Source organism: Spirosoma terrae, from assembly GCF_010435915.1.
In the GTDB taxonomy this organism is placed as follows: Bacteria; Bacteroidota; Bacteroidia; order Cytophagales; family Spirosomataceae; genus Spirosoma; species Spirosoma terrae.
This window is the reverse complement of the sequence record NZ_JAAFZH010000021.1, coordinates 71,175-94,187: the sequence shown is the minus strand read 5'-3', so window position 1 is coordinate 94,187 and position 23,013 is coordinate 71,175. Positions and strand designations below refer to the sequence as shown.

Here is a 23,013-nt window from a genome sequence, read left to right as displayed (position 1 = left end):
ATTCAATGTTAAACGTTTTTTTTTATAGATGTGATACTCTTTAATAAAGTTTTAACGAACGTGCTACGTATAAGCCGATTTTTATAGTTACCTAATAGGTCGTAGGCATACTGTCTTTCGATATAGACGTCAGTTCATAAAAATAGTAATGGCGGAATCAGTAGCTATTGGGGAAAAGAATTGGGTAAAAACGTCTACACACTCCAAGCCAAATTCTACACTTTGCCAAACGGAGCAATATTCGCAAGTGAAAATGATTAGTGGGCTTTGTTTTGTAAGTGGCTTATAGAGAGTTGTTTAATTGATTTTGGTGGATAGGTCTATCGGTGGGCTTGATGGATTGGCACAATTAAAGCATACAATCTATCAACACGATGATCAACGACATGATGTGGACACCGACTCACTTTCCTTCAGCAATGCGCTCACTTAATCCGAGCACACGTGCCAAGGCGATCGAAATAGCGAATCGTATGCTGGAACAGGGCGCACTGGATAAACAGCAGGTAGTAGCCCTCAGCGTCGATCAAGCTCGTAAATGGGCACGTATGGCTCATTCAGAATCACTTAACAGCAGCTGGCAACCTCGTCTGTAACCAACTGTAAACTCAATCCTTACTATGATCTGGAAAAAAAACATCTACGATTCACTAACTGGCTGTGCTGCTCTTTGTGACGAGTTTGCCACGGAATGTTCCAGGGCTGAAGATATTGAAAATTGGTACCGTAGTATTTTCCTTAACCTCGATTGTGCTGATATGTGCCGCCAACTGGCTATGTTGTACGTTCGTGGTTCAGAAAACACCCGACTTCTGGCAAAAGCCTGTATTGAGGTTTGCGAGAAATGCGCTCAGGAGGTTAGTCAGTTCGATACCCAACGTTGCCAACAGGTTTATGCCATGTGCCAGCAAACGATCTTAAGTTGTGTTGGTATTTTGGATATGGCCTATCAGACGGATGTTGAGGCTCAGAACCCAGCTACCACGCCAGCGTCGTTGTTCTACGGAATAGATCTACGCGAAACACTTTATAATTAGTCCGTTTTTGTAGTCAGTCAGCATGAATCGTCCGTTAGGTGAGCGTTGCTTCTCTATCGACCGTGATGTTGGCTGATTTTTTCTTCTAACGTTATGGAAACTACAGCACAAAAAAACAAGGAACTCGAAAAAGTGCAGGAACTGGTCGATGACATTGGCATCGCCATGATGACAACCGTTGACGATCAGGGGCAGCTGGTAAGTCGCCCCATGGCTGCGTTACAAATGGACGAAGAGGGGTCCATCTGGTTCTTCACGAAACGTAGCGCTCCTAAAGTTGCTCAGATTGAGAATAATGAACGTCGGGTAAATCTATCGTTTGCTAAAGTAGGCGATGCTGAATATGTGTCGGTATCTGGTACCGCCGATGAGCTCGACGACCGGGCCAAAATAGACGAACTTTGGAATCCAGTAGCTAAGGCGTGGTTTCCAGAAGGTAAAGACGATCCGGAATTAACGCTGCTAAAAGTGCATATCGATATGGCAGAGTACTGGAATGCAAGTGATAGTAAAATGGTTCGCTTTTTTCAGCAGGCTACCGCGGCAATTACAGGCAATCCACCCAAGATGGGCGAAAACCAAAAAGTATATAATTGATACGTTAAGTAAGTCCGTGAAATTACCTTAGGTTAAATCATCAACCCCTAAATCCCCTAAAGGGGACTTGATTCGCGCTTAGACAAAGTCCCCTTTAGGGGATTTAGGGGATTTAGGGGTTAAGCAAGCAAGAAATAACCTAAATTATTTTTGCTCAGCTACTTATAACGTAGCAATACAATAAAAGGAAAATCCCCGGGCCAGCTGGCCCGGGGATTTTCCTTTTATTGTTGAATCGAGTTAAAGAAGTCGTAGGTGCCGTAGACGTAGCCAAGCAGGGCCGTATAATGGTTACCTTCCAGCGGCATAAGCTGCACGTTCGTTGCCCCCCTTTTTACCATAGCATCGTAAGTATTCTGCGAATTCAGATAAAGAACCGTTACGTCAGATTTGCCATGAAATAGGCGGGTTGGAGTAATCGGTTTCCAGTCGTGAATATCGTTATCCTGAACGGCTGCTAGAAAGTCTTTGTCTGTGCCAGAGTTAGCACCTTGTTTAAAACTGTCCGTAAAAGCCTGATTAAGACTCACCTCAATGTTGGCATCTTTGCCACTGGCTGCTACCTGAGTTGCATAGGGCTCCTTGAAATACGTACTCATCGACCGATTCAGACCATAAAGCCGGTCGTAGGTTAGCAAAACCCAAACGTAAAGCCGGTTAATACTGGCAACCCCCGCCGTTGGCTCATTAATAATCTGCTTCATAAAAGCTGGTTTATCATAAGCGCCTGCGCCACAACTAGATGCTACCAGGTTAAATTCAGTACTGGCTTCTTCTTCGATTTTTTTCTGCAATGCTAACGTAGCATAGCCTCCTTCCGAATATCCGGCTATGAGCAACCGCTTATTCCAATTCGTTTTTTTATCGCTTAAAAAATCGCGGGTAGCCCGAATCATATCTAACGATGCGGTGGCCAGACCACTACGGTGTTCATACGTATGAGGAATATCTTTCGATGCACCATAGCCAATATAATCGGGAGCAGCTATGATATAACCCATTGATCCAAATAGCGTACCGAATGTATATAACTCGCTGCTTGACTGGTAATTTGATGGTGCATCGGTTTCACTGGTAATTGTACCATGCTGCATACTAAGCAGCGGAGCAGCGGTTGTGGTATTGGGAATAATTACCGCACCGGATGCTGTAATGGGTTTTCCATCGGTGTTGGTTGTGGTGTATTCCAGCCGATGCACGCTAATACCGTAGCGGACAAATGCCTGTAAAAGCTGGGTAGCGCCCGTATATCTACCTCTCAGTTGGTCGGGTGTGAATTCACCAATGAGGGTGCTCTTAACCAGAACGCGGGCAGGGGGAGCCGGGTCGGTGTTATCGGTTTGTTTACAGCCAGTTGGCGCAAACAAAAGCGTACTGCCGACTAGTAATAAGAGTAGAAAGGATTTACGTGTGATCATGTAGGAGAAGAAGAGCGCGCCTAGTGGCTCTATAGTGTTTAATCAACGTTACGGAATCTTTTTTCGTTTGTTTAGCTGCTACGTAGTGAGTAATTAACCGTCTGCCTGTTTCCCTGCCCCTAGGCTACGGCTGTGATTGCGGAAAAAGAGCTGGCTACTACGTCAACTAAATGCCTTCTTAACATCACCACCTAGCTTTCCTGCTAGTGCAGAATTTGTAGAATTCACTCCCCAAAATAGGTATCAAGCTTCACGTTCTATTGAGCAGCCTACTCAGTAGGCTATCCCGTTAACTCTTTTATGTGGTTTTAGAGGTATTTGGTAACTTATTGATTAGTAAGAGATTAAAAGTATATTCTATATAAAGGCCATAGACTATGAACTGAGCTGAAAGAAACTGGTATAGCTTTTGGCAATATATGGTCAATACAAATCATTCACAACGTTATGAACAATCAACTTAAATCAGTCGGTACTAAATCACTTGCCATTGTTTTAATGACCTGTGTTTTGTCTGGTGGTATTATCTCAAGTTGTAAATCGCAAAAGAATAGCTTAAATAAAACTCAAAAGGGCGCTGCTGTTGGGGCTGGCGGTGGAGCAATTGTAGGCGGTATCATTGGCAACAAGTATGCAAAAGGCAACACCGTTATGGGAGCCATCATCGGCGCTACGGTAGGTGGTGCTGCAGGTGCAGTGATTGGTCGCCGGATGGATAAGCAAGCCGAAGAAATGAAACGTAACATGCCTAACGCACAGGTTGAGCGTGTAGGTGAAGGTATCAAAATTACGCTTGGTTCCGACATTCTTTTCGACGTTAATTCATATACACTGAAACCGGAAACCCAACGTCAGTTGATCGAGTTTGCTCAGACGCTGAACAAATACGAAGACACCGACATTCGGATTGAAGGGCACGCCGATGCCACCGGTTCCGACGATTACAACCTTAAACTTTCTCGTCAACGTGCTAATGCGGTAGGTAGCTTCCTGGAACAACAGGGGGTTAAATCGGCCCGAGTCGATGAAATTGGCTATGGTGAAGCGCAACCCGTTGCTGACAATGCAACTGAAGCTGGTCGTCGTCAAAACCGCCGGGTTGATGTGGCTGTATTTGCTAACAAAAAGATGCAACGGGATGCCAAAAATGGCAACCTGAACTAAGAGTACGTTAGCAACCGATAAGGGCAACGGTGAAAGGCTGAGAGGTAGATCGATCTTAGGCAGAGTAGAGCCTAAAAGCCGTTGCCAACTTTTTAGTAGATCAGTATCAGTGGCTGGTAATGAGTAAAGCCATTTGATTACTACGAACTGATTACCAGCATAAATTCGATTTTCTTTCTGATTTACTCAACTCTATTCAAACGTTACGAAACATTTAAATTAAACACACAATTAACTAAACGTTATGACTGTTAAAGAAACACGTGGAGAAATTCTGGATCAATTGAACCGGCTATTGACTCGCAATCATGATGCAGAAAAAGGATATCAGGAAGCTTCTGAGAATGTAAAAGATACTGAACTCAAGAGTTTATTTATGGCGCAATCGCGCCAACGTGGTGAATTTGCAATAGAATTAGATCGGGAAATCAGAACGCTCGGTGGTGAGCCTGATACGGGCACCAGCTTTGCCGCCGACCTACACCGCGCCTGGATTAACGTAAAATCTACGTTCTCCAGCAACGACGATAAAGCAACAGCAGAGGAATGTAAACGAGGAGATCACGAGGCCTTAGAAGACTATAATTCTGTACTTCAGGAAACAGACTTAGTTGCCAGCACTCGCGAATTATTGTTGCGTCAAAAACAGAGCATCGAATCGGCACATGCCTCGATGTCTCGTCTGGCCTTGGTAGTGTAGTGAATGGTGGGATCGGAAAGCCTGCTTCCTTTGGGAGCAGGCTTTTTTGTGCCGTTTTGTGCCGTCGGTACGCCAAAAAACCGTTGAATTACTAAGGCTAAATAGCCAAACAATCTGAATAAACCAAACGTTAATAGTACGTGTCATCAGGCCCTTGACAACTAGATGCCTGATCAATTAAAACCAGTGTGAACCGCCCTTCAAATGGGTGTATGAACCATTTCTACACAGAACGTTATGACCAAACATGCCTCGGCAGCTTCTGCTAAAGAGAAAGAAGCTGTTCAAACAAAACCGGGTAAGCCTTACCCGCTGGGAGCTACCTATGATGGGGAAGGAGTAAATTTTGCTTTATTTAGTGAAAATAGTACAGCGGCTTTTCTATGCCTCTATGATTCAGAAGATCCTAGCCGCGAAACGGACCGCATTCCAATAGCGGAACGTACTGAATTTATCTGGCATATTTACCTGGATGGCCTGAAACCCGGTCAGCTCTATGGCTATCGGATTGAAGGAACTTATGATCCTAAGGCTGGCCTGTTCTTCAATCCGAACAAACTCTTGCTGGACCCATATGCCAAGGCGATCAATGCCCCGGTCAATGAAAAAGAAGAATGGTTGGGATATGACCATAAGAATCCGTCTGATGATCGCTATCTGATCATGAGTGAAGAAGACAGTGGACCTACTATGCCTAAATCGGTAGTGGTGGATACTGCCTTCGATTGGGAAGATGACCAGGCCCCCGCTATCCCTATGCATCGGTCGGTGATTTATGAGATGCACGTAAAAGGGTTTACGTATCAGCATCCAGCTTTGCCGGAAAAAATTCGCGGTACGTATGCCGGATTAGCGGCCCCCGAAAGTATCGACTATCTGAAAAAACTGGGCGTAACGGCAGTAGAACTGTTGCCGGTCCACCAGTTCACCGACGAGAGCTACTGGGGGTACAATAGCATTGGCTTCTTTTCCCCACAAAACACCTACTCATCATCGGGCATGACCGGGCAGCAGGTCACGGAGTTCAAGCAGATGGTGAAAGAACTGCACAGAGCTGGTCTGGAGGTAATTCTGGACGTAGTGTATAACCACACCGCAGAAGGTAACCAGTTTGGTCCCATGCTATCGTTTCAGGGTATCGATAACCGGGCTTATTACCATCAGGTTGGCGAACAGCCAGAGTTTTACATGGATTATACGGGTACCGGAAATACGGTTAATCTGAGCCATCCGCGTGTATTGCAAATGGTGATGGATAGCTTACGGTATTGGGTAACTGACATGCACGTTGATGGTTTCCGATTCGATCTGGCCGCAGCTTTGATACGTACCGACGAAGAAGCGGGTCGGGTGTCGTCCTTTCTGGATACCGTAACGCAGGACCCTATTCTGGCACAGGTTAAACTGATTGCCGAACCCTGGGATATTCAATCGTATCAGGTTGGCAATTTCCCGGTGCGCTGGTCTGAATGGAATGGTAAATACCGCGATACGCTTCGGGCCTTCTGGAAAGGCGATGATGGCAAAGCTAACGAAACGACGCTCCGACTGTTGGGAAGCCCCGATTTATACGCCAACGATGGCCGGTCGCCAGCTAACAGCGTGAACCTGATTACAGCGCATGATGGATTCACGCTCAATGATTTAGTGAGTTACAACGACAAGCACAACGAAGCGAATGGCGAAGATAACCGCGATGGGTCAAATGACAATTTGAGCTGGAACTGCGGTGCCGAAGGGCCAACCGATGATCCAGAAATCAATGCGTTACGTGAGCGGCAGAAACGCAACTTCCTGACCACCTTGTTGCTTAGTCAGGGAACACCAATGATTGTGATGGGCGACGAATACGGTCGGACCCAGCATGGTAACAACAATGGCTATAACCAGGATAGTGAGATTAGCTGGATGAATTGGGACTGGTCTGAAAAGGAACAGGCTTTGTTCGATTTTACCAGCAAACTAACAGCGTTACGTAGAGACATACCTATTCTGAGTCGTCGGAAATTCTTCGGTACCGAACAGATTAGCTTTGTCCGGCCGGATGGTCATGAAATGACCGAAGAAGACCTGCACAATCCTGGCACACATTGTCTGGCCTTGTTTATCGATGGATTGCGCGTAACGGAACAAACAGAAGATGGTCAGGATATTGGCGACGAACAGTTGTTATGGGTTCTGAATGCGTTCTGGGAGGATATTCCGTTTATGCTTCCCAAAATCGGCCGTAAGCAATCGCTCTGGGAAGTGGTGGTCAATACGTTCGAAGGCAAAGTCGATGCCGACAATCAACTGGTAAAAGGAGGACACGAGTTCACAGTACCCGCTCGTTCGTCTGTTCTGCTACGTATGAAATAATGCTTCAGTAGCCTGGACGTCCACGTCTGGGTTAGAATAAATCTATTGCTACCCGGACGTGGATGTCCAGACTACTGACTATGAACGCTAATTAAGCTTGATAATGGTGTAAGCCGCCTGATGGGGTTGCCGAATTCGTGAACCGACCTGAGTGCGAACGCGATCATCGTCGTGAATAAGCAACAAATGGTTTTTGTCCAACGGCGTAATATCTTCGGCTTTATGGCTAACGGACAACGGCTGTCCCTGCGCATTCCGTACTAACGTAAAAGGCTTGTCAGCGTACAAATCAGTCAGGGAACTAGACCACAAATACGCATCCAGCTTACCGTTGGCTTCCAGAGAAGTGAGCATCCAGACTGTTTTCCGTTGAGGATCATACTCCAGACTCGACAAGGCTAGCGGCTGAGGAAGCGATGGTTCGGCTTTCGCTATGTCGAAATTATTTACGATTTTCCAATCGTCATCTAGCCGGATACGCTCACCCATGTTTGTTTTCTCGACCCGGTATGAAACGCTGATGATTTTTGCCCGGTACGAAAAGCTTTCGTATGATTTTCCTTCTTCCCGAACTCCAAACAAGAGCTGTTTGTCGGTTGCGGCCAATCCTTCAATCTTAAAGTAGGGCATACTGCCCGGAAACTGGTCATTCGCCAGTACCTGTCCAATACGCAGGCGATACGCCATTGAGTTGCGACTCGTATCGTCGGGAGCCAGTACGGCAGCATGATCAGGATCGCCATTACGCCAGTACAGAATTGTGTTGAAGCCGTCCCAGTCGTGGCTGTTGGGTTTCACGCGGTCAAAAGCCGTAGTCAGGAATATGAATTTCCTGTCGGGCGTCTGGGCGAAATCTTCGTATTTGTGTGCGTTTCCAAAAATAGGTTGGTTCAGATAAGCTGGAGCTTGCGTCGAGTCGCCCAGGGCCGTTGGCTTTTTGACGAAGACTGAGCTTTGTCCCGCAGGCATATCTTTGTCGTTGGCTATCAATACGTCGTTGCCATCAAACAATACGGCTGATGCTTCGCACCAAATGGGTTGCCCGTTTACGGATGTGCCTGGTGTAAAGCAGTTTAGTAAACCTTCTTCAGTTAATTGAGCCGTTACCGGGATGGAGCCTGTGGGCAGTTTCGTTGTTTTACAGCCGTACGAAAGCAGAATGGCTGTTAGGAGAATGGTGGGGAGTCGGTAGTTCATTAGACAAATAAAAATAGAAGGACCTACAGCTAGTCAGGTAGAAAACAACGTAGCGATACGTGAATGGATTGCTACGCTGACTGGCCGTAAAACAGACGTGCAAACTACGTTATTACCGCCGTAAAATGAATCCCACCCCGTGTACATTTTCTATTCGGATATCGGTCGTTTGGGCAAGCCGTTTTCTGAGACGTGAAATGAATACGTCCAGACTCCGTCCCATAAAATAGTCGTCGTCGCCCCAGATAGCACGTAGCAGTTCTTCGCGCCGAACCAACGTATTCGGATGATCGAGCAGATAAGCCATTACGTCGGCTTCGCGGTGCGTCAATGTCTGCGGTTGACCATTGATACGTAGGGTCAGGTTCTGGCGATCGAGCAGAGAGGACGTAACGGATGACGGTTGAGTGTTGGGGACGCTACGTCGTAAAAAGATATTGATTTTCAGGATTAACTCTTCAATGCTGAATGGTTTCGTAAGGTAGTCGTCGGCACCCAGGCGAAGACCTTCCAGCCGATCGGTTTTATCAGCCAGCGCACTCAGGAAAAGGATAGGAATCTGACTATTAACGGTACGTATCTGTCGGGCCAGCGTAAAGCCATCCGTTTGTGGCAGCATAACATCCAGCAGGCATAAATCGAACGTATCGGTCTGGAATTTGGCCCAGGCATCGGTACCTGTTGTGCAGTGTGTAACTACAAACGGCACGTTTTCGAGTGTATCCCGAATAACAAAACCTAGGTTGACATCATCTTCAACGAATAGAATCCGGGCGGGCATCAGAAACGAAATACAGTTTTCAAATACGAAAAAACAACCTTGTTTTTAGCAATCGGCCAATAGTGTTGTGCTGTAGCAAGCGTAGGTTCGTAGGCGCTTTGTGCCTCAAATGTGCTGCCTTCACCCATTTTACTCGTAAGTGATAGCTGCCATCCGTGCGCCCGCACCACTTGCTGAACGTAATAGAGCCCTAATCCAAAGCCTTTTACATCATGCGTATGACCGACCGGAACGCGGAAGAACTGTTTGAAAATAGCCTTATGATATTCGGGAGCAATTCCGATACCATTATCGATGACCGACCAGATCAGCAAACCGTTTTCAAGGCGAGTATGCAGCCGGACGCTGGGAGACGTATCACAATATTTCAGGGCGTTATCGATCAGATTGTTCAGAACAGTTTCGAGATGGTACCGGTCGGCACGAATGATGGCGATTGGCGCGGTTAAATCGAGCGTTACGTTCGGATACGATACGCTGGCCGTTTGCAGAAGTTCGTGCATATCAACCTCGGTCATGTTGAGTACAAAACCCGTTCGTTGCGATCGCGCTAGTTGTAAAACACTATTAATTTGTTTCTGTAGGCGATGACTTTCTTCGCCCAGCACGCGGGCATACTGCTTTAAGCGGTCGGGTTGTTGCGTAATGGAATCAGATTGTAGTACGTCGGCGGCAATACGAATGGTCGAAACGGGCGTCTGAAGTTCGTGGGTTATATTATTGATAAAATCGCGTTGGACTTCGGTGAGCCGTCGTTGACGTAGCACCACGATCAATGTATAGCCAAAGAAAATCACTACCAGTAGAACGGCCACCGTCGACCACAGCCATCCACTGAGCTGACTGGCTAAGAAGCCCGACTGGTTAGGGAAACGAATACCGAAGTAATACGTGTAGCGCGGGAATTTTGGTAGGTTTTTGGGCCTGGAAACAGCCGAGCCGCTGGTGCTGACGTAAGCGCCGTAGACCATGCGGTCGGTTTCGCAATTATAAATGCCGTACTCGTAATCGGTTATCAGATTATGCTGTTGCAACGATTTCTGAATAAAACCTTCGAGCGTTACGGGGTCGATTGGCGCGTCGGTATTGACAATGAAATAATCGGCGGATAGCTGCGTAACCGCGTACCGATTCAGCATAAACTGATTCAATTTGGCTACCTCGTCGGCTACATCCTGCAGCGCAATAAAGGCCGACTGTCGGAATTGGCGCTCCCGAATTGCGTAAGCGTTACGTACCCAAATAGCCTGCATCGCCAGAATACCAATAATCGACAGGACTGATAGAACGACCAATAAACGTAAACGTGACATTCGGCAGTGAGCGATTAGCTGAAGAACTAGCTGTAAAGTTCGTATTATTCAGGTACTACGTTGCTACGTTAACAACTCATTAACAAACGTTAGGAACTGCTTAACAGCCGTAACGAAAACAGGTCTGTAGGTTTGCTACGTCGTTCGGGTGAGCGGCTGACAAATTAATCAACCTTAATCAATCAACTCGTTTATGAAACGTATTTTCATGGTAGCATCGTTGCTCGTACTGGCCGTTTCTATGGCCATGACCATTCCGTCGGCACTGTTTAACTGGGGCAAATCGACACACGATTTTGGGCGGATCGTGCAGGGAAAACCAGTAACTGCGGAGTTCTCGTTTAAAAACAAGGGCGAACTGCCACTCGTCATCAACCATGCTCAGGGTTCCTGCGGCTGTACGGGGGTTGATTATCCGAAAGAAGCGATCATGCCAGGGCAGTCAGGCACCATCAAAGCGACGTTTAATGCAGCCGCTCCCGGCGCTTTTAATAAAACCGTTACGGTTGAGTCAAACGCCGAAGGAGGGGTGCAGACGCTTTACATTAAAGGAGAAGTCGTGAAAACAGCTACGACTGCTCAGTAAAAAAACAAGCGCCGGATTCCAGAATCCGGCGCTTGCTCATATCAATTGCATAAAAGCCCGCGTCTGATCAATACTTCATGTCGCCACGATCTTTCTCAACGGCGGTGCGGCCTTCTTTCATCCAGCGTGGCATCGGCGCATCTTTCAGATAATAGTCGAAGTACTGATAAAGCCGGATACTCAGGTCTTTAGCGTTATGGCGTTGGGTCAGGTTGTGGCCTTCGCCATTGTAGACCAGCATCCAGACGGGTTTGTTCAATCGACGTAGCGCCGAGAAAAACTCAATCCCCTGATACCAGGGTACAGCTCCATCGGCGTCGTTGTGCGTCATCATCAACGGTGTTTCTACCCGATTGGCAAAAAAGAGGGGTGAGTTCTCGATGTAATTCATCGGTTTTTCCCACAACGTACCGCCGATACGACTTTGTGTTTTCTCGTACTGAAACTGGCGCACCATGCCGGATTCCCAGCGGATTCCGCCGTAGGCTGAGGTCATATTTGCCACCGGCGCACCGGCTTCTGCTGCCCGGAACAGATTTGTCCGTGTGATGATATAGGCCGTCTGATAACCACCCCAGCTTTGTCCCTGAATACCCAGGCGGTTGCGATCAACGAAGCCTTTGTCAATCAGACTCAATACGCCCGGAACAATACAGTCGTAGGCATTAGGACCTGGCTGGCCCGTCGTGTAAACGATATCGGGAACAAACACCAGATAGCCATTCGATACGCAGTAGGGAATATTGATCGTTGACCGGCTGGGTGCTGGTACGCGATAATCGTTCAGCGTTTCGGCGTTACGTTCGTAGAAATACGTCAGCATGGGGTATTTCTTCTTCGGGTCAAATCCTTCCGGTTTGAAAAGCAGTCCTTCCAGTTTAACCCCGTTGGTGCCTAACCAGCTAACTAATTCAACACTGCCCCAACTGATGCTATCCTGCTGCGGATTCACCTTTGTCAATTGAGTAGAAGCGGCTAACGTAGTGTCGGTCTGGAAGAGGTTGATGGGCTCCTGGAAATTTCCCCGGTAGAATGTCATCACTGGCGAGTTTTTGGCCTTACTCAACCCAAAATACCGGTGATTGCTACGTGTCAAAACGGTGGGTTCAGAAACCGCCAGTCCATTCTTGCTTTTCAAAATACCGGTGGTTTTGTCGCTTTCCCAGGTTCCAGTCAGGAACAACTCCGTTTTTGGATCGATTGCTTTTTCGGCAGAACGGCTAAAGGGGTTATTGTTATCATCGCCATCAACTTCAGCACGACGAAGGCGAATACTGTTTTTACGGCCCCAGCCAGCGGTCAGGTTCGTTGGTTTTTCCTTGCCCGTCGGATCGATTTGCCAGATGTCGTAGCGGTCGTATAACCATACGTAGCGGTCGCCCGTGGTCCAGCCCGCCGAACCGTAGGAGCCGGGGAGGTTGGGCGTATCATGCTCTTCATCGAAAAACTTACTGGGTAAACCACGGGTCAGATCGATACGTTTGCCTTCGGCTACCGACCAGGCGCGCCAGAGCGAATCGCGTTCGTCGAACCAATACGCATACGTGCCACCCGGCGACATGCGGGGTTGTGAGGCCATTACGTCGTTGGCGATACGCTTTTTGTCGCCCGTTTGGGTGTCGACCAGATATAAATCGGTGTGGCCGGGGTCCCAGGATGACTGAACCTGATAGGGCAGATCACTTAATCCCAGCAGATAGCGCGTATTTTTCTCCGGATCGAACGTAACGGTAGGCATCTCGCGGGTTGCCAGCGGAATAACCTTGCCCGACGTAACGTCGTACATCGTTACAAAACCACGTTCTTTTTCTTCTTTCAACCGACGTTGCTGCATCGGTTGCAGACGGCTATCGGTCCAGGTCCAGATGTCCATTTTAACCTTTTCATCGTCGGGCGTCAACGTATCCTTAGTTGGTTTGGGGGGAATGGGCGACGTAGCGAAGTAAAGCCGTTTGCTGTCGTCCGAGAATCTAGGCTCCCGGAACTCATTGACCGACCAGCCTTTGGGCAGAGCGCTGGCTACCGTATCGGCAATAACCTGAAACGGAGGCTCAACAGCCGTGGTTTTGCTACGTTTGCCTTTGGCTGGAGCTGCTGGCTTCAGGTTTTTGTAGTACAGCGAAAATACTTTTACGTCAGAACCGGCACTATCCGCCGAAGCCATCCAGGCCAGTTGTTCACCCGATTTATCAATGGCCAACCCTTTGTAAATCCGGCGCTTTGAGCTGGTATCAACCAGCATGGTCTGGCCATTGGCTGTATTGAATAAAAACACGCCCGGAATAGCAGCATCACCTGCTTTTAGCGAATCGTTGGCTGATTCTTTACTGTAAAACACACCCTGACCGTTGTCGGATACGGCCACATTGGATACGTAACGAATCGTTTTACGAGTACCATCGGCCATATTCAACAGCGTAAGATCGTCGCCTTTGGGCTTTTTGACCGGCCCTTTCCGACTGGCAACGGTTGTGGTCGATACGGGGGGCGATGGTACAAGTGTATCTTTTTGAGCGACTGGTTTGGTTGATCCGGCTTCCCGGCTGTCTTTCCGCTCCTGCACAATAGCGAGCCATGATCCTGCCGACTTTCCAAACGAATACGATTTAACGTTAGGAAACTTGGTTGATTTACCCGTTGCCAGATTAAGCGCCAGTAGGCTGTCCTTCGGCATCTCATCGGGCTTCTTCTTTTTTAGCTTGGCTTTTTTCGTATCAGCAATCTTTGGTTTTAGCTTCATAACCAGAAACTTGCTGTCGGCAGTAAACTGGGCCATATAGCCACGTGGGAATACGTAGCGGGTGCGGTTCGACGGGTTTCCCGTACTGGTAACTTCCAAACGACCGTCACCTTCCTGAAGATCGATCTGGTACGCAATCCACTGTCCGTCGTTTGAAATTTTTTCGGATCGAACGCTTTGCCATCGGTCATAATCGGCGGCAGTAAGCGGCCGTTTTTGCTGGGCCAGTAGGGGATAGGAAAGGAATAAACAGAGAAGTAGTTGATTGAAGCGATTCATATAAGAGGTATATTAACAACCAACGAAAATACTGAAAAAAGTACTAAAGGCAGCTTGAATATGCTTGTTTAAATAGCTGGTTGGCGAATTATTGCATATTATTCATAGTATTTTATAATTGTCTCGTTTATTACGTTCTGGCCATACCCCAAGTGGATCCATAAGAACAGCTTTTGCATTGGGAAGGTTAGGAAGCAAGATGTTACGTATATCGGGGTCTGGTTGAACGAGCTGCCGATAAATCTCGCGCCCATTCCTATCGAGAATAGTAATTGGGATATAGTCACGAATCGGCGTCGGAATGCGTTGCCGGTCAGTAAGTTCCCGCCATTTCGCCGGAATGATTTCAACGGTTAGCCCATTGGGCTGAATGGCAATGCGACCGAGTCTGAAATCAAACCAGAAGCGTTCTGTCAAATAACTGGTTAAATAATGAAGCGAATCGGGGAGCCTATGTGCTAGCTGATTGGAGAACGCATCAGCACTGGCCAGTTGAGGATGTCGTACTGCCTGATGATAGAACTGACTAATCGTTAAGCTGAGTGGCGTGTTCCCCCAGACCTGTTCAATGCTGGTCAGGGCCATAACTCCTTTTTCGCGCTCAGGATCATCGCCACTGCTCGTTTGTCCGAGTGTTTTTGGAGGAATACGGTTACGGCTTGCTAAGTAGCTATGTCTACGTTGCTCAATACGTTGTTTCAGCCGGTCATGACCATATTTCCGGGCGACTTCCTGAAGGGCTAAATAGCCGGAAAGGGTTTGGCCGATCAGACTATTCTCCGGCTCATGTTGTGGGCTGATCCGATGGACCAGCCATTGATCAAAAACCTCCCTTGACATACGATAGTCAATATAGTCGAGCTGTTTGGGCTGTCGATAGTCGGCTATCCATCCCTGTGTTTCGTCAAAAGCAATTCGTCCGGGTTTCGATTGAACGGAGGGCCCCCCTTTAGGCGTTTCGCAAATCTGAATGAATTTGTATGGGTAAGGCCCGAATAATTCCTCGCCTTTTTTGAGCGATGAGATAGTCGCTTCTATAATCTTCTTGACCTGATAGGGATGGTAATAACGAACCTGGATGGCTATCCTCTTGCCCGACAGGGAGCGAACCTGGGCTGTCTGAGTACGGTAATGAATAGGAGCGGTTTTAGCTGACGACTGCTGATTCAATAGCCATATGCCAAAGCCTGTGCCAATCAGGAAAGCCATCGGAACGAGGCCGTAACGCCAGCCCATTTGCTGACGGATATGAGCAATACGAGTGAGTAAGGTCGTACTATTGCTCCGGTTCCAGATAAACGGAATCAGGCTGGCAAACAGACCTGTTATACTCCACCAGATTATGGGTAGAAGATGTCGGGCCATGGTTTGCGATCCGTACCCGATCAGGTCGGAGTAGGTTGCGGAGTCGGGAAGGAATGAAAATACGTATTCTGGCCCGTTAACGTAATGGCTTACTGACAGGGCGGCAAAAATGAGTAAATTGATGACATGGCTTCCTAATCGATTGTTGATAGAAACGGCCACTAATCCGCTGAGAATAATAAGCTGGCAGTAATGGAATAGGCCATCGACAAGTAAGACAGAGGCATACAGCTGCCAGTCGATTTCATAAAACGAAGAACTCAGTTGTAGCCCGATACTACTCAGAAAAAGAACCCCGGTCAGTAAACAGGCGAGATAAACAATCGCTACGATTTTGGCGAATAACAGAGTAAAATTAGACTGAGGTAAGGCGTTGTAAATAGGCCAGAAGCGGGTGCTACGTTCATTGTCAAACAACTCTACCGTTATAACACTCAGGAAAAGGCTGATGAACAAACTGGACGGTAGTTGAAACGCAATGATCCGGTATGTGAGTGGTAATTCAGGAAAATCGGGGTTTTGATTGAATACGCTTACGTTTAGTAGCATGCTACTAACCAGAAACGCGCTACTAATCTGGACAACCGGTTGCTTGACCAGCACTATAAATTCGGCTCGGGCAACAGCTAGTATCGTTTGCAGAGACACCCATCTACCAAAGCGGGGCTGTATGGTGGGTAGGGCCACGTAGTTCGATTGAGGAGGATAGCTTTGGGAGGAAGTATCTGCTGGTTTTTGCTGACCAAATGTGGTAAACGAAAATCGGGACTCTGCCTGCGCGACTACACCGAGCGATAAACCAATCCAGAAGAGCCGATTGATAAAGAGCATGTCGGTGAAAGAAAGCAGGCTATCGGCTGTGGTAGGAAAGGGTAAATCGGCAATGGATTCGTGGACCATATTCAGGCCAAAAGGATCGACTAATTGCCAGATGTCAGATTCGATGGTGATCGGTATTTCGGCATCTACCACTAAAAAATACAGGACACTCAAAAACAAGATCAGGTAAGCGCCCTTGATGCTTTGGAAAAATACCGTCAGGGCAAACGTAAAGCTGACAAGTATCAGGCAATTAGGTACCAGCAACCGCAGCGTCCCGTCTAGTAAGGCAGCCCAGGGAATACGTGTTAGTGGCGTATCTTGTTGAATGAAACCCAGCACTATGCCAAGCGGATAGAGTATGACCAGCGTTAAAGCCGTGACTAATGAGCCCAGAAATCGGCCAGCAAATAAGGTTCTACTGGAGATCGGTAAGGAATAGATATACGGTTTAGTCTGAAATTCGAGATCTTTGGTCAGCGACTGACTGGTTATGAGGACGGTAGCGATAGCGAGTGCCAGTCCGTAGGAGGCTAGTATCGTATACGTATCAATGGTCGAACTATCCGAAAAGGAGACAGATGATACCTTATAATGCCCCCAGTACCCTTGTAGTAGGGTCAGTATGGCGAATAAGTAAAAGATTGGCTGCCGGAGGTGGTAGCGAAACTCGAATTGGCGGATAGATACCAGTGGGTTCATAATACCCACAAGATATCTTTTTTGTGTATATGAACTGTTGTGTATTGTATATACGTAGCAATGGCTTTTGTCTTTCCTAGCGGGCAAACGCCATCAGTCCAGGTGTTAATGCATCCTGAAGCCAGAATGGATTCAGAAGGGCAAGTTCAGCAGGAATCTCGTCGGGGGCAAAAAGGTTGAGTTCCATCGTTTCTTCATTGGAAAACGAGTCGGGAAGTTCGCTCAGTAGTTCGCCTTTAAAATAAGTCGTTACGTACTGAATACTCCGATTGGCGTAATGATACGTCTGCGAAGCGGGTTCAGAATAAACACCAATTAACTGATCGATACGTACGTTTATTGGAGCCTCTTCCTGGATTTCGCGGTAAATGGCTTGCTCTACGCTCTCGCCGAATTCGACATGGCCACCCAGCAACCCCCAACGGCCGACATCGCGCCTTTTCTGCAGGAGAATTCGGCCCTGTTTGTCAAAGATGATGGCGGCTACGGCCGGGAGTATAAGGTGCTGATGACTGACCATCCTGTTTATCGGCTAGAAAGAGGATGCAAGATACGTAGCTCCCCGATAGGCACCGGTCTCTTTGAGTAAGAGAAATTCATTCATCAGCCATAAATCGGCATCCATCCCGCCGAATTCGAACTTCATCTAGTTTCGCTTTCTGGCTTGAGAACCTTAAACCATTTTTGTAGCCTCAGAACGAAGCTATGAAAACGAACATTTACATTATCGCAATCCTATTTCTCATTGCCAGTTGGCAGATGCCCGCCCAGGCCCAGTTTCCGAGTATGGGTGGATCAACACAGCCTAAAGCATTGCCAGGAACAGCGGGTGATCAAAGCCCCAAGGGAAATGCGAAAATTACGGGTTCTATTGTTGACTCTACACAAGCGAAACCGATCGAATTTGCCAGTATTGCGCTCTATAATAAAGCAACCGGAAAAGCCATTGATGGTACTGTCGCTGATGACAAAGGTAAATTTACGCTGTCTAAACTGGTAGCTGGTAATTATGAAGTACTGATCAGCTTTGTCGGGTTTCGGAATAAAACGATCGGCAATCTGACGCTTACGAATGGTCAGTCGCTTGATTTAGGTACTGTTAAATTAAGCGCCAATACGAAAACACTCGACGAAGTGACAGTTGTAGGACAGGCGGCCTTAATTGAGGAAAAAGTAGACCGTATGGTGTATAATGCCGAGAAAGACATTACGGCTAAAGGCGGAGATGCTACGGATATTTTACGGAAGGTACCGATGTTAACGGTCGATCTGGATGGGAACGTTTCGCTACGTGGTAGCCAGAACATTCGGGTGTTGATCAATAACAAACCATCGACCATTGTTGCCAGCAGTGTGGCCGATGCGTTGAAGCAGATTCCGGCCGATCAAATTAAAACGGTTGAAGTAATCACCAGTCCGTCGGCGAAATATGATGCTGAAGGGTCGGGGGGGATTATCAACATCATCACCAAAAAGAACAGCCTGCAGGGCCTGAATCTTAATATTGACTCGGGCGTCGGTAACCGTGGATCAACATTATCGCTGAATGGTAACTACCGGAAAGGGAAAACTGGCTTTACGCTGGGTGGTTTCGGACGTGGTATGTACAATACGATCACCAAAACCAATCTTGACCAAACCAGCCGCGTTGGCGACGTAACAACCTTAACCCGTCAGGCGGGCGATGGCCATATGACGGGGTTGTTTGGGCAATATAATCTGGGCTTTGATTACGATATTGCTAAAAATCAAAGTATTACGGCCGGTGTTCGCTATGGTGTACGTAACATGAACAACCAGCAGGATCTGATTACCCAATTGTTTACGAACGGTACGCTGGGTTCTACATCCAGCCGCAACGTCGATTCTAAAAACCTGTCGGGTACGCTCGATGCCAACGTCGATTATCTGCATACCTTCAAACCGCAACAGGAATGGAGTATGTCGACACTCTACAGCCGGACTGATCTGACCAATAATTTCGATGCCGATCTGTTAAACGGTACCGGTGAGCTGACCGGACGCCAGCGTAACCTTAACAGCAACCTTAACCAGGAATTTACGTTCCAGACTGATTATCAGACACCGATCAAGAAAAATCAATTGCTGGAATTTGGCGGCAAGGCGATCTTCCGGGAAGTAAACAGCGATTACAAATACCTGTTTGCAGGGCCATCGGGCCAGTTCACAACAGAAGTGAACAATACGCTGGGTGAGCTGACGTATCATCAGAATATTGCAGCAGCTTACTCGTCTTACACGTATACCACCAAGAGCCGGTATACGTTCAAAGGAGGATTGCGTTATGAGCATACCTTTATCGATGCCAGCACCCGCGAAGGTGGTAATCTGGGTGTAGGTGATTATGGTGTACTGGTTCCGAGTATTAATGCGTCGAAAACCATTAAAGGTACTACGTTGAAACTGGGCTTTAACCGCCGGATTCAGCGGCCAGGGTTGCAGCAGCTGAACCCAAACTTCAATGCCGCCAACCCACAGAACATTACCATTGGTAATCCAAGTCTGCGTCCCGAACTGACCAATAACTTTGAGTTGGGCGTGAGCAAAACAATTGGAAAAACATTCATTAATGCTACTTTCTTCGGACGTATCACCAACAATGCCATTACGCAGGTTAGTCAGCCGTCCGATACGATTGCGGGTGCTATTGTATCGATGTATCAGAACATTGGGCGTCAGCATGCGTATGGCACGAACCTGTTTACCAACGTTGCCGTAACGTCAAAAATTAATGTTGGTGTATTCCTGAATGCCTTCTACTCTAGTCTGACGGGTCAGGCAATGGGACTGGATAAAACATCAATTACGATGACGAACAGTGGGATGAACATTGGTGGGGGTTCGTTTGTGAATGCTACGTTTAAAAATGGCTGGGGTGCACAGGCGTTTGGTTTTATGCAGGGAACGCAGGTACAATTGCAGGGGCGTCAGGGTGGATTTGGTTTCTACACTGTTGGTGTGAAGAAGGAATTCAACAATAAAAAAGCTAGTTTAGGGCTGGCTGCTGAAAACTTCCTCAATAACCGTTTTAATATCCACACTGTCCTGAATTCTCCGCTCTTTAGTCAGGTAAACGACGTGTATTTGTATAACCGGGGTGTTCGGTTGACTTTTACGCTCAAAATTGGTAAAATGACGATGGATGCCCCTCGTAAGAAAGCCAAGTCGGTTAATAACGACGACGTGAAAAGCGATGGTCAGCAGCAGTCGGGTGGCACTCCGGGCGGAGGGCAGCCACGTTAGTAAGAAATAATATAAGAACGATCATAAACTTAACCAAACAATAGGTAACAGATGAATACATACAAGACCCTGGCTGCTATGGTGGCCGTTTGCTTCTCCATCAGTGCGTATGCGCAGACGGTCGACGAAATTGTTGACAAACACGTAACGGCACTGGGCGGAGCCGATAAACTGGCTGGCGTTAAAACGCTTTACATCGAGCGGTCGCTATCGGTACAGGGTATGGAAATTCCTACTAAGTCGACAATTGTAGTTGGGAAATCGATGCGCACCGAATCGTCGGTAATGGGCAACTCAATGGTTCAGGTGGTTGATGGTTCGGCTGGCTGGATGGTACGTCCGGCTATGATGGGCGGTACGGGCGACCCTGAAGATATGCCTGCCGATCAGGTGAAGCAACAACTGGGTCAGCTCGATCCATTCGGGGCCCTGGTGAACTATAAGGCCAAGGGAAACACCGTTGAGCTGGTGGGTAAAGAAAAAGTAGATGGTAAAGACAACTACCACCTGAAGGTAACCACCAAAGAAGGGCAGAAACTGGATGAGTTCCTGGATGCCAACACCTATCTGGTGAGCAAAGTCGCTATGGATATGAATGGACAGACGGGCGAAATTGCATTCTCGGACTACAAGGATAAGGACGGCATCAAATTCGCTAACACGATGGAGATGGCGTCGCCACAGGGCAATCTGACATTCTCGACCGGGAAAATTACCGTAAACGGTCCAGTTGACGAGTCGATCTTTAAAAAGCCTGCCAAATAACATAGCATCATACGCTGCTGACGCATATCGCGTGAGCTAAACAAACAGCCCGAAAGTTCTGAGCTTTCGGGCTGTTGTGTTTGTATAGGCTACGTAGGTCAATTCGTCCGTGTGAGTTCTGCTACGCCTACGCCGGAATCCGCAGCGCCGTAGTACACCCAGATTCGTCCGTCGGGCCATTGAATCCAGCCGTTTGAGAAAACGACGTTGGGGAAAAAACCTTCCCGTTCCCAGGAAAGCTCGGGCGTCAGCATCGGGGCTTCGGAGCGGTCGAGTATAGTGGCTGGATCGTTTTTATCCAGTAGAGCCAATGCTAATGAATACGAATGAGTAGGATCGGCCCCATGATAGCACAGCAGCCAGCCGTCGTCGGTTAAAATGGGTTCAGGGCCAGCACCGATTTTGCCGCCTTCCCAGGCAAATGGATTGTCGGCCAAGCCTCTGCCGCCAAACAAAAAACGGTGGTTACCCCAGTGTACGCCATCTTCCGACTCGGCCAGCCAGATCGACGGTTTGCCGATATCGGATACCATAGGCCGGTGTAGAAGCATGTACTTGTTGTTAATTTTCTGCGGGAACAGGGCTACGTCTTTGTTAGGTGGGGGCAAAATCATACCCACGCGCTCAACAGTTTTAAAATCGGTTGTCACAGCCAGCCCAACGCCTGGCCCATGCTCCGATACCGCCGTATAAGTAATCCAGTATTTATTATCCAGGAACGTAATGCGAGCGTCTTCTACACCGTATGATTCATCCATTCGTTCTGGAAAAAGGAACGGTTTTTCGTCGATAGTAAAATGAATGCCGTCGCGACTTCGGGCAATGCGGAGATGACTTAGTGATGTTAAATAAACCTTACCACCCAGTGAAATCACACGTGGGTCATAGGGTACGGTTGGTTCATCGAAATGCTTTACTACGAGACTCAATGCCCCGTCTTGTTCGTCGATAAGTGGAATGCTGATAACGCCTTCTTTGGAGGCAGGCGCTTCGGCCACACGTAGCAGCAGAATGACCTCATCGCCCACCAGGCAGGCGGCCGGGTTAAATGCTCCCAACACCGTAAAGCCCTCAACTGATGGCAGAACGTCGCTGGTTGTAAGAATTGGCTGGTCTGATAACCGGCGGAGCTGATAATTTTTCATGCAAAAATTACGGATTGTTAAGTCGTATTTTTCTGTACATCAGGCAGAGACGGACGACGGAAAAAGGACAATAGTATCAACTTGAAATTTTGATTGGTGTTTATATCCGTTTAGTCAATAAATTTACGGCTCACCCAACCTTACGCAAATGTGATGCGTTATGAGGTGTGAAATCACTTAATTGACTATCTCAACCATGATTTACCAGCCAACGTTTGATCAGGACGAAGACGTGCTACTATTAAACCCAGATCCTGAATCTGCCGCTTTTGACGACGATGATGACGATGACTTTGATGATGCCGAATTTGACGAACTGGGTACTGGTGCTGCCAGCGGTTACGGCGAAGATGATCTAGCCGATATTGACGAAGAATTCAGTGAAGATGACCTGGATTTTGATCCAGATTTAGATGATGACATCGACGACGATCTGGACGACGATAGTATGGAGTAAACTTAATACGTTACGAAGCGTTTACGTAGAAACTAATCTAATCGACCAATAGCATGATACCATCAAAAGAAGAACCGCTCGTAACGACGGCAGATGCAGAGGAGGGCGGTACCGCACCCGATGCGGATACACAATCGTCGGCGGCCAGTGAAGCTGGTGATCGCACTTCAGAAGAAGGATCTCGTGCACCAAACGACCCGGCAGAAGGGGCGGATGAGTAGGGTTTAAAAAAGTTTAGCGTGTATAGTTTTCAGTTTATAGTGGCTGACGCCAGATACTTGCTGACGCGTCAGCCACTATAAACTGAAAACTATACACGCTAAACT

General features: G+C 47.6%; 19 protein-coding genes. 11 read left to right on the top strand and 8 right to left on the bottom strand.

Translation table 11 applies throughout. From position 1 onward, the window contains the following. The first annotated feature begins 419 nt into the window (after nt 1–419). The 3 genes from GK108_RS28690 to GK108_RS28680 all read left to right on the top strand — a co-directional run bounded on the left by GK108_RS28690 (nt 420) and on the right by GK108_RS28680 (nt 1,634). Nucleotides 420–596: a DUF2188 domain-containing protein gene (locus GK108_RS28690; protein ID WP_246225252.1), complete on the top strand. Its 177-nt coding sequence runs from the start codon at nt 420–422 to the stop codon at nt 594–596. A gap of 24 nt (nt 597–620) precedes the next feature. Then, entirely contained in the window at nt 621–1,037 is a 417-nt protein-coding gene (locus GK108_RS28685; protein ID WP_163955031.1) for a four-helix bundle copper-binding protein, read from the top strand. A 93-nt stretch (nt 1,038–1,130) separates the two neighbouring features. Beyond that, a complete protein-coding gene (locus GK108_RS28680) occupies nt 1,131–1,634 on the top strand; it encodes a pyridoxamine 5'-phosphate oxidase family protein (RefSeq protein ID WP_163955030.1) in 504 nt (167 codons plus the stop codon). A gap of 224 nt (nt 1,635–1,858) precedes the next feature. Here the strand turns inward: GK108_RS28680 and GK108_RS28675 are convergent, their stop codons facing one another. Further along, the gene (locus tag GK108_RS28675) at nt 1,859–3,052 is read right to left on the bottom strand and encodes a lipase family protein (RefSeq protein WP_163955029.1); all 1,194 of its coding nucleotides are present in this window, start codon (nt 3,050–3,052) and stop codon (nt 1,859–1,861) included. 447 nt (nt 3,053–3,499) lie between these two features. On the opposite strand from GK108_RS28675, the gene GK108_RS28670 reads away from it, so the two are divergent. From GK108_RS28670 to glgX, 3 genes are all read left to right on the top strand, one after another. Further along, nucleotides 3,500–4,216: an OmpA family protein gene (locus tag GK108_RS28670; protein ID WP_163955028.1), complete on the top strand. Its 717-nt coding sequence runs from the start codon at nt 3,500–3,502 to the stop codon at nt 4,214–4,216. Nucleotides 4,217–4,460: 244 nt separating this feature from the next. Next, nucleotides 4,461–4,916 (top strand): ferritin-like domain-containing protein, encoded by a 456-nt coding sequence (locus GK108_RS28665; protein ID WP_163955027.1) that lies wholly within the window; start codon nt 4,461–4,463, stop codon nt 4,914–4,916. 237 nt (nt 4,917–5,153) lie between these two features. Next, nucleotides 5,154–7,274: a glycogen debranching protein GlgX gene (glgX, locus tag GK108_RS28660; protein WP_163955026.1), complete on the top strand. Its 2,121-nt coding sequence runs from the start codon at nt 5,154–5,156 to the stop codon at nt 7,272–7,274. Nucleotides 7,275–7,361: 87 nt separating this feature from the next. On the opposite strand, the gene GK108_RS28655 is transcribed toward glgX, so the two are convergent. The 3 genes from GK108_RS28655 to GK108_RS28645 form a co-directional block, all read right to left on the bottom strand. Next, entirely contained in the window at nt 7,362–8,471 is a 1,110-nt protein-coding gene (locus GK108_RS28655) for a hypothetical protein (protein ID WP_163955025.1), read from the bottom strand. Between the two features lie 112 nt (nt 8,472–8,583). After that, nucleotides 8,584–9,252, bottom strand: coding sequence for a response regulator transcription factor (locus tag GK108_RS28650; RefSeq protein WP_163955024.1), 669 nt, complete (start codon nt 9,250–9,252; stop codon nt 8,584–8,586). Further along, the gene (locus tag GK108_RS28645) at nt 9,252–10,565 is read right to left on the bottom strand and encodes a sensor histidine kinase (RefSeq protein WP_163955023.1); all 1,314 of its coding nucleotides are present in this window, start codon (nt 10,563–10,565) and stop codon (nt 9,252–9,254) included. Before GK108_RS28645 ends, GK108_RS28650 begins: the two co-directional genes overlap by 1 nt. 193 nt (nt 10,566–10,758) lie before the next feature. Here GK108_RS28645 and GK108_RS28640 point away from each other — a divergent pair, with 193 nt between their 5' ends. Next, entirely contained in the window at nt 10,759–11,151 is a 393-nt protein-coding gene (locus GK108_RS28640) for a DUF1573 domain-containing protein (RefSeq protein WP_163955022.1), read from the top strand. 67 nt (nt 11,152–11,218) lie between these two features. On the opposite strand, the gene GK108_RS28635 is transcribed toward GK108_RS28640, so the two are convergent. From GK108_RS28635 to GK108_RS28625, 3 genes are all read right to left on the bottom strand, one after another. Then, nucleotides 11,219–14,170, bottom strand: a complete 2,952-nt coding sequence (locus GK108_RS28635) for a S9 family peptidase (protein ID WP_163955021.1) — start codon at nt 14,168–14,170, stop codon at nt 11,219–11,221. Nucleotides 14,171–14,272: 102 nt separating this feature from the next. Beyond that, nucleotides 14,273–17,056 (bottom strand): ABC transporter permease, encoded by a 2,784-nt coding sequence (locus GK108_RS28630; RefSeq protein ID WP_163955020.1) that lies wholly within the window; start codon nt 17,054–17,056, stop codon nt 14,273–14,275. Nucleotides 17,057–17,132: 76 nt separating this feature from the next. Next, a complete protein-coding gene (locus GK108_RS28625; RefSeq protein ID WP_163955019.1) occupies nt 17,133–17,576 on the bottom strand; it encodes an NUDIX domain-containing protein in 444 nt (147 codons plus the stop codon). A 185-nt stretch (nt 17,577–17,761) separates the two neighbouring features. Between GK108_RS28625 and GK108_RS28620 the strand changes: the two genes are divergently transcribed. Both GK108_RS28620 and GK108_RS28615 read left to right on the top strand, forming a co-directional pair. Next, nucleotides 17,762–20,320 carry a TonB-dependent receptor domain-containing protein gene (locus GK108_RS28620; RefSeq protein ID WP_163955018.1) on the top strand — a complete coding sequence of 853 codons (2,559 nt, stop codon included), beginning with the start codon at nt 17,762–17,764 and terminating at the stop codon, nt 20,318–20,320. 51 nt (nt 20,321–20,371) lie between these two features. Then, nucleotides 20,372–21,085 carry a LolA family protein gene (locus GK108_RS28615; RefSeq protein ID WP_163955017.1) on the top strand — a complete coding sequence of 238 codons (714 nt, stop codon included), beginning with the start codon at nt 20,372–20,374 and terminating at the stop codon, nt 21,083–21,085. A 98-nt stretch (nt 21,086–21,183) separates the two neighbouring features. On the opposite strand, the gene GK108_RS28610 is transcribed toward GK108_RS28615, so the two are convergent. Further along, nucleotides 21,184–22,230: a glycoside hydrolase family 130 protein gene (locus tag GK108_RS28610; protein ID WP_163955016.1), complete on the bottom strand. Its 1,047-nt coding sequence runs from the start codon at nt 22,228–22,230 to the stop codon at nt 21,184–21,186. A 196-nt stretch (nt 22,231–22,426) separates the two neighbouring features. Here GK108_RS28610 and GK108_RS28605 point away from each other — a divergent pair, with 196 nt between their 5' ends. Together GK108_RS28605 and GK108_RS31130 are read left to right on the top strand one after the other, a co-directional pair. Beyond that, nucleotides 22,427–22,687 carry an adhesin gene (locus GK108_RS28605; RefSeq protein ID WP_163955015.1) on the top strand — a complete coding sequence of 87 codons (261 nt, stop codon included), beginning with the start codon at nt 22,427–22,429 and terminating at the stop codon, nt 22,685–22,687. A 53-nt stretch (nt 22,688–22,740) separates the two neighbouring features. Further along, nucleotides 22,741–22,908, top strand: coding sequence for a hypothetical protein (locus tag GK108_RS31130; RefSeq protein WP_170305426.1), 168 nt, complete (start codon nt 22,741–22,743; stop codon nt 22,906–22,908). Nucleotides 22,909–23,013 lie beyond the last annotated feature (105 nt).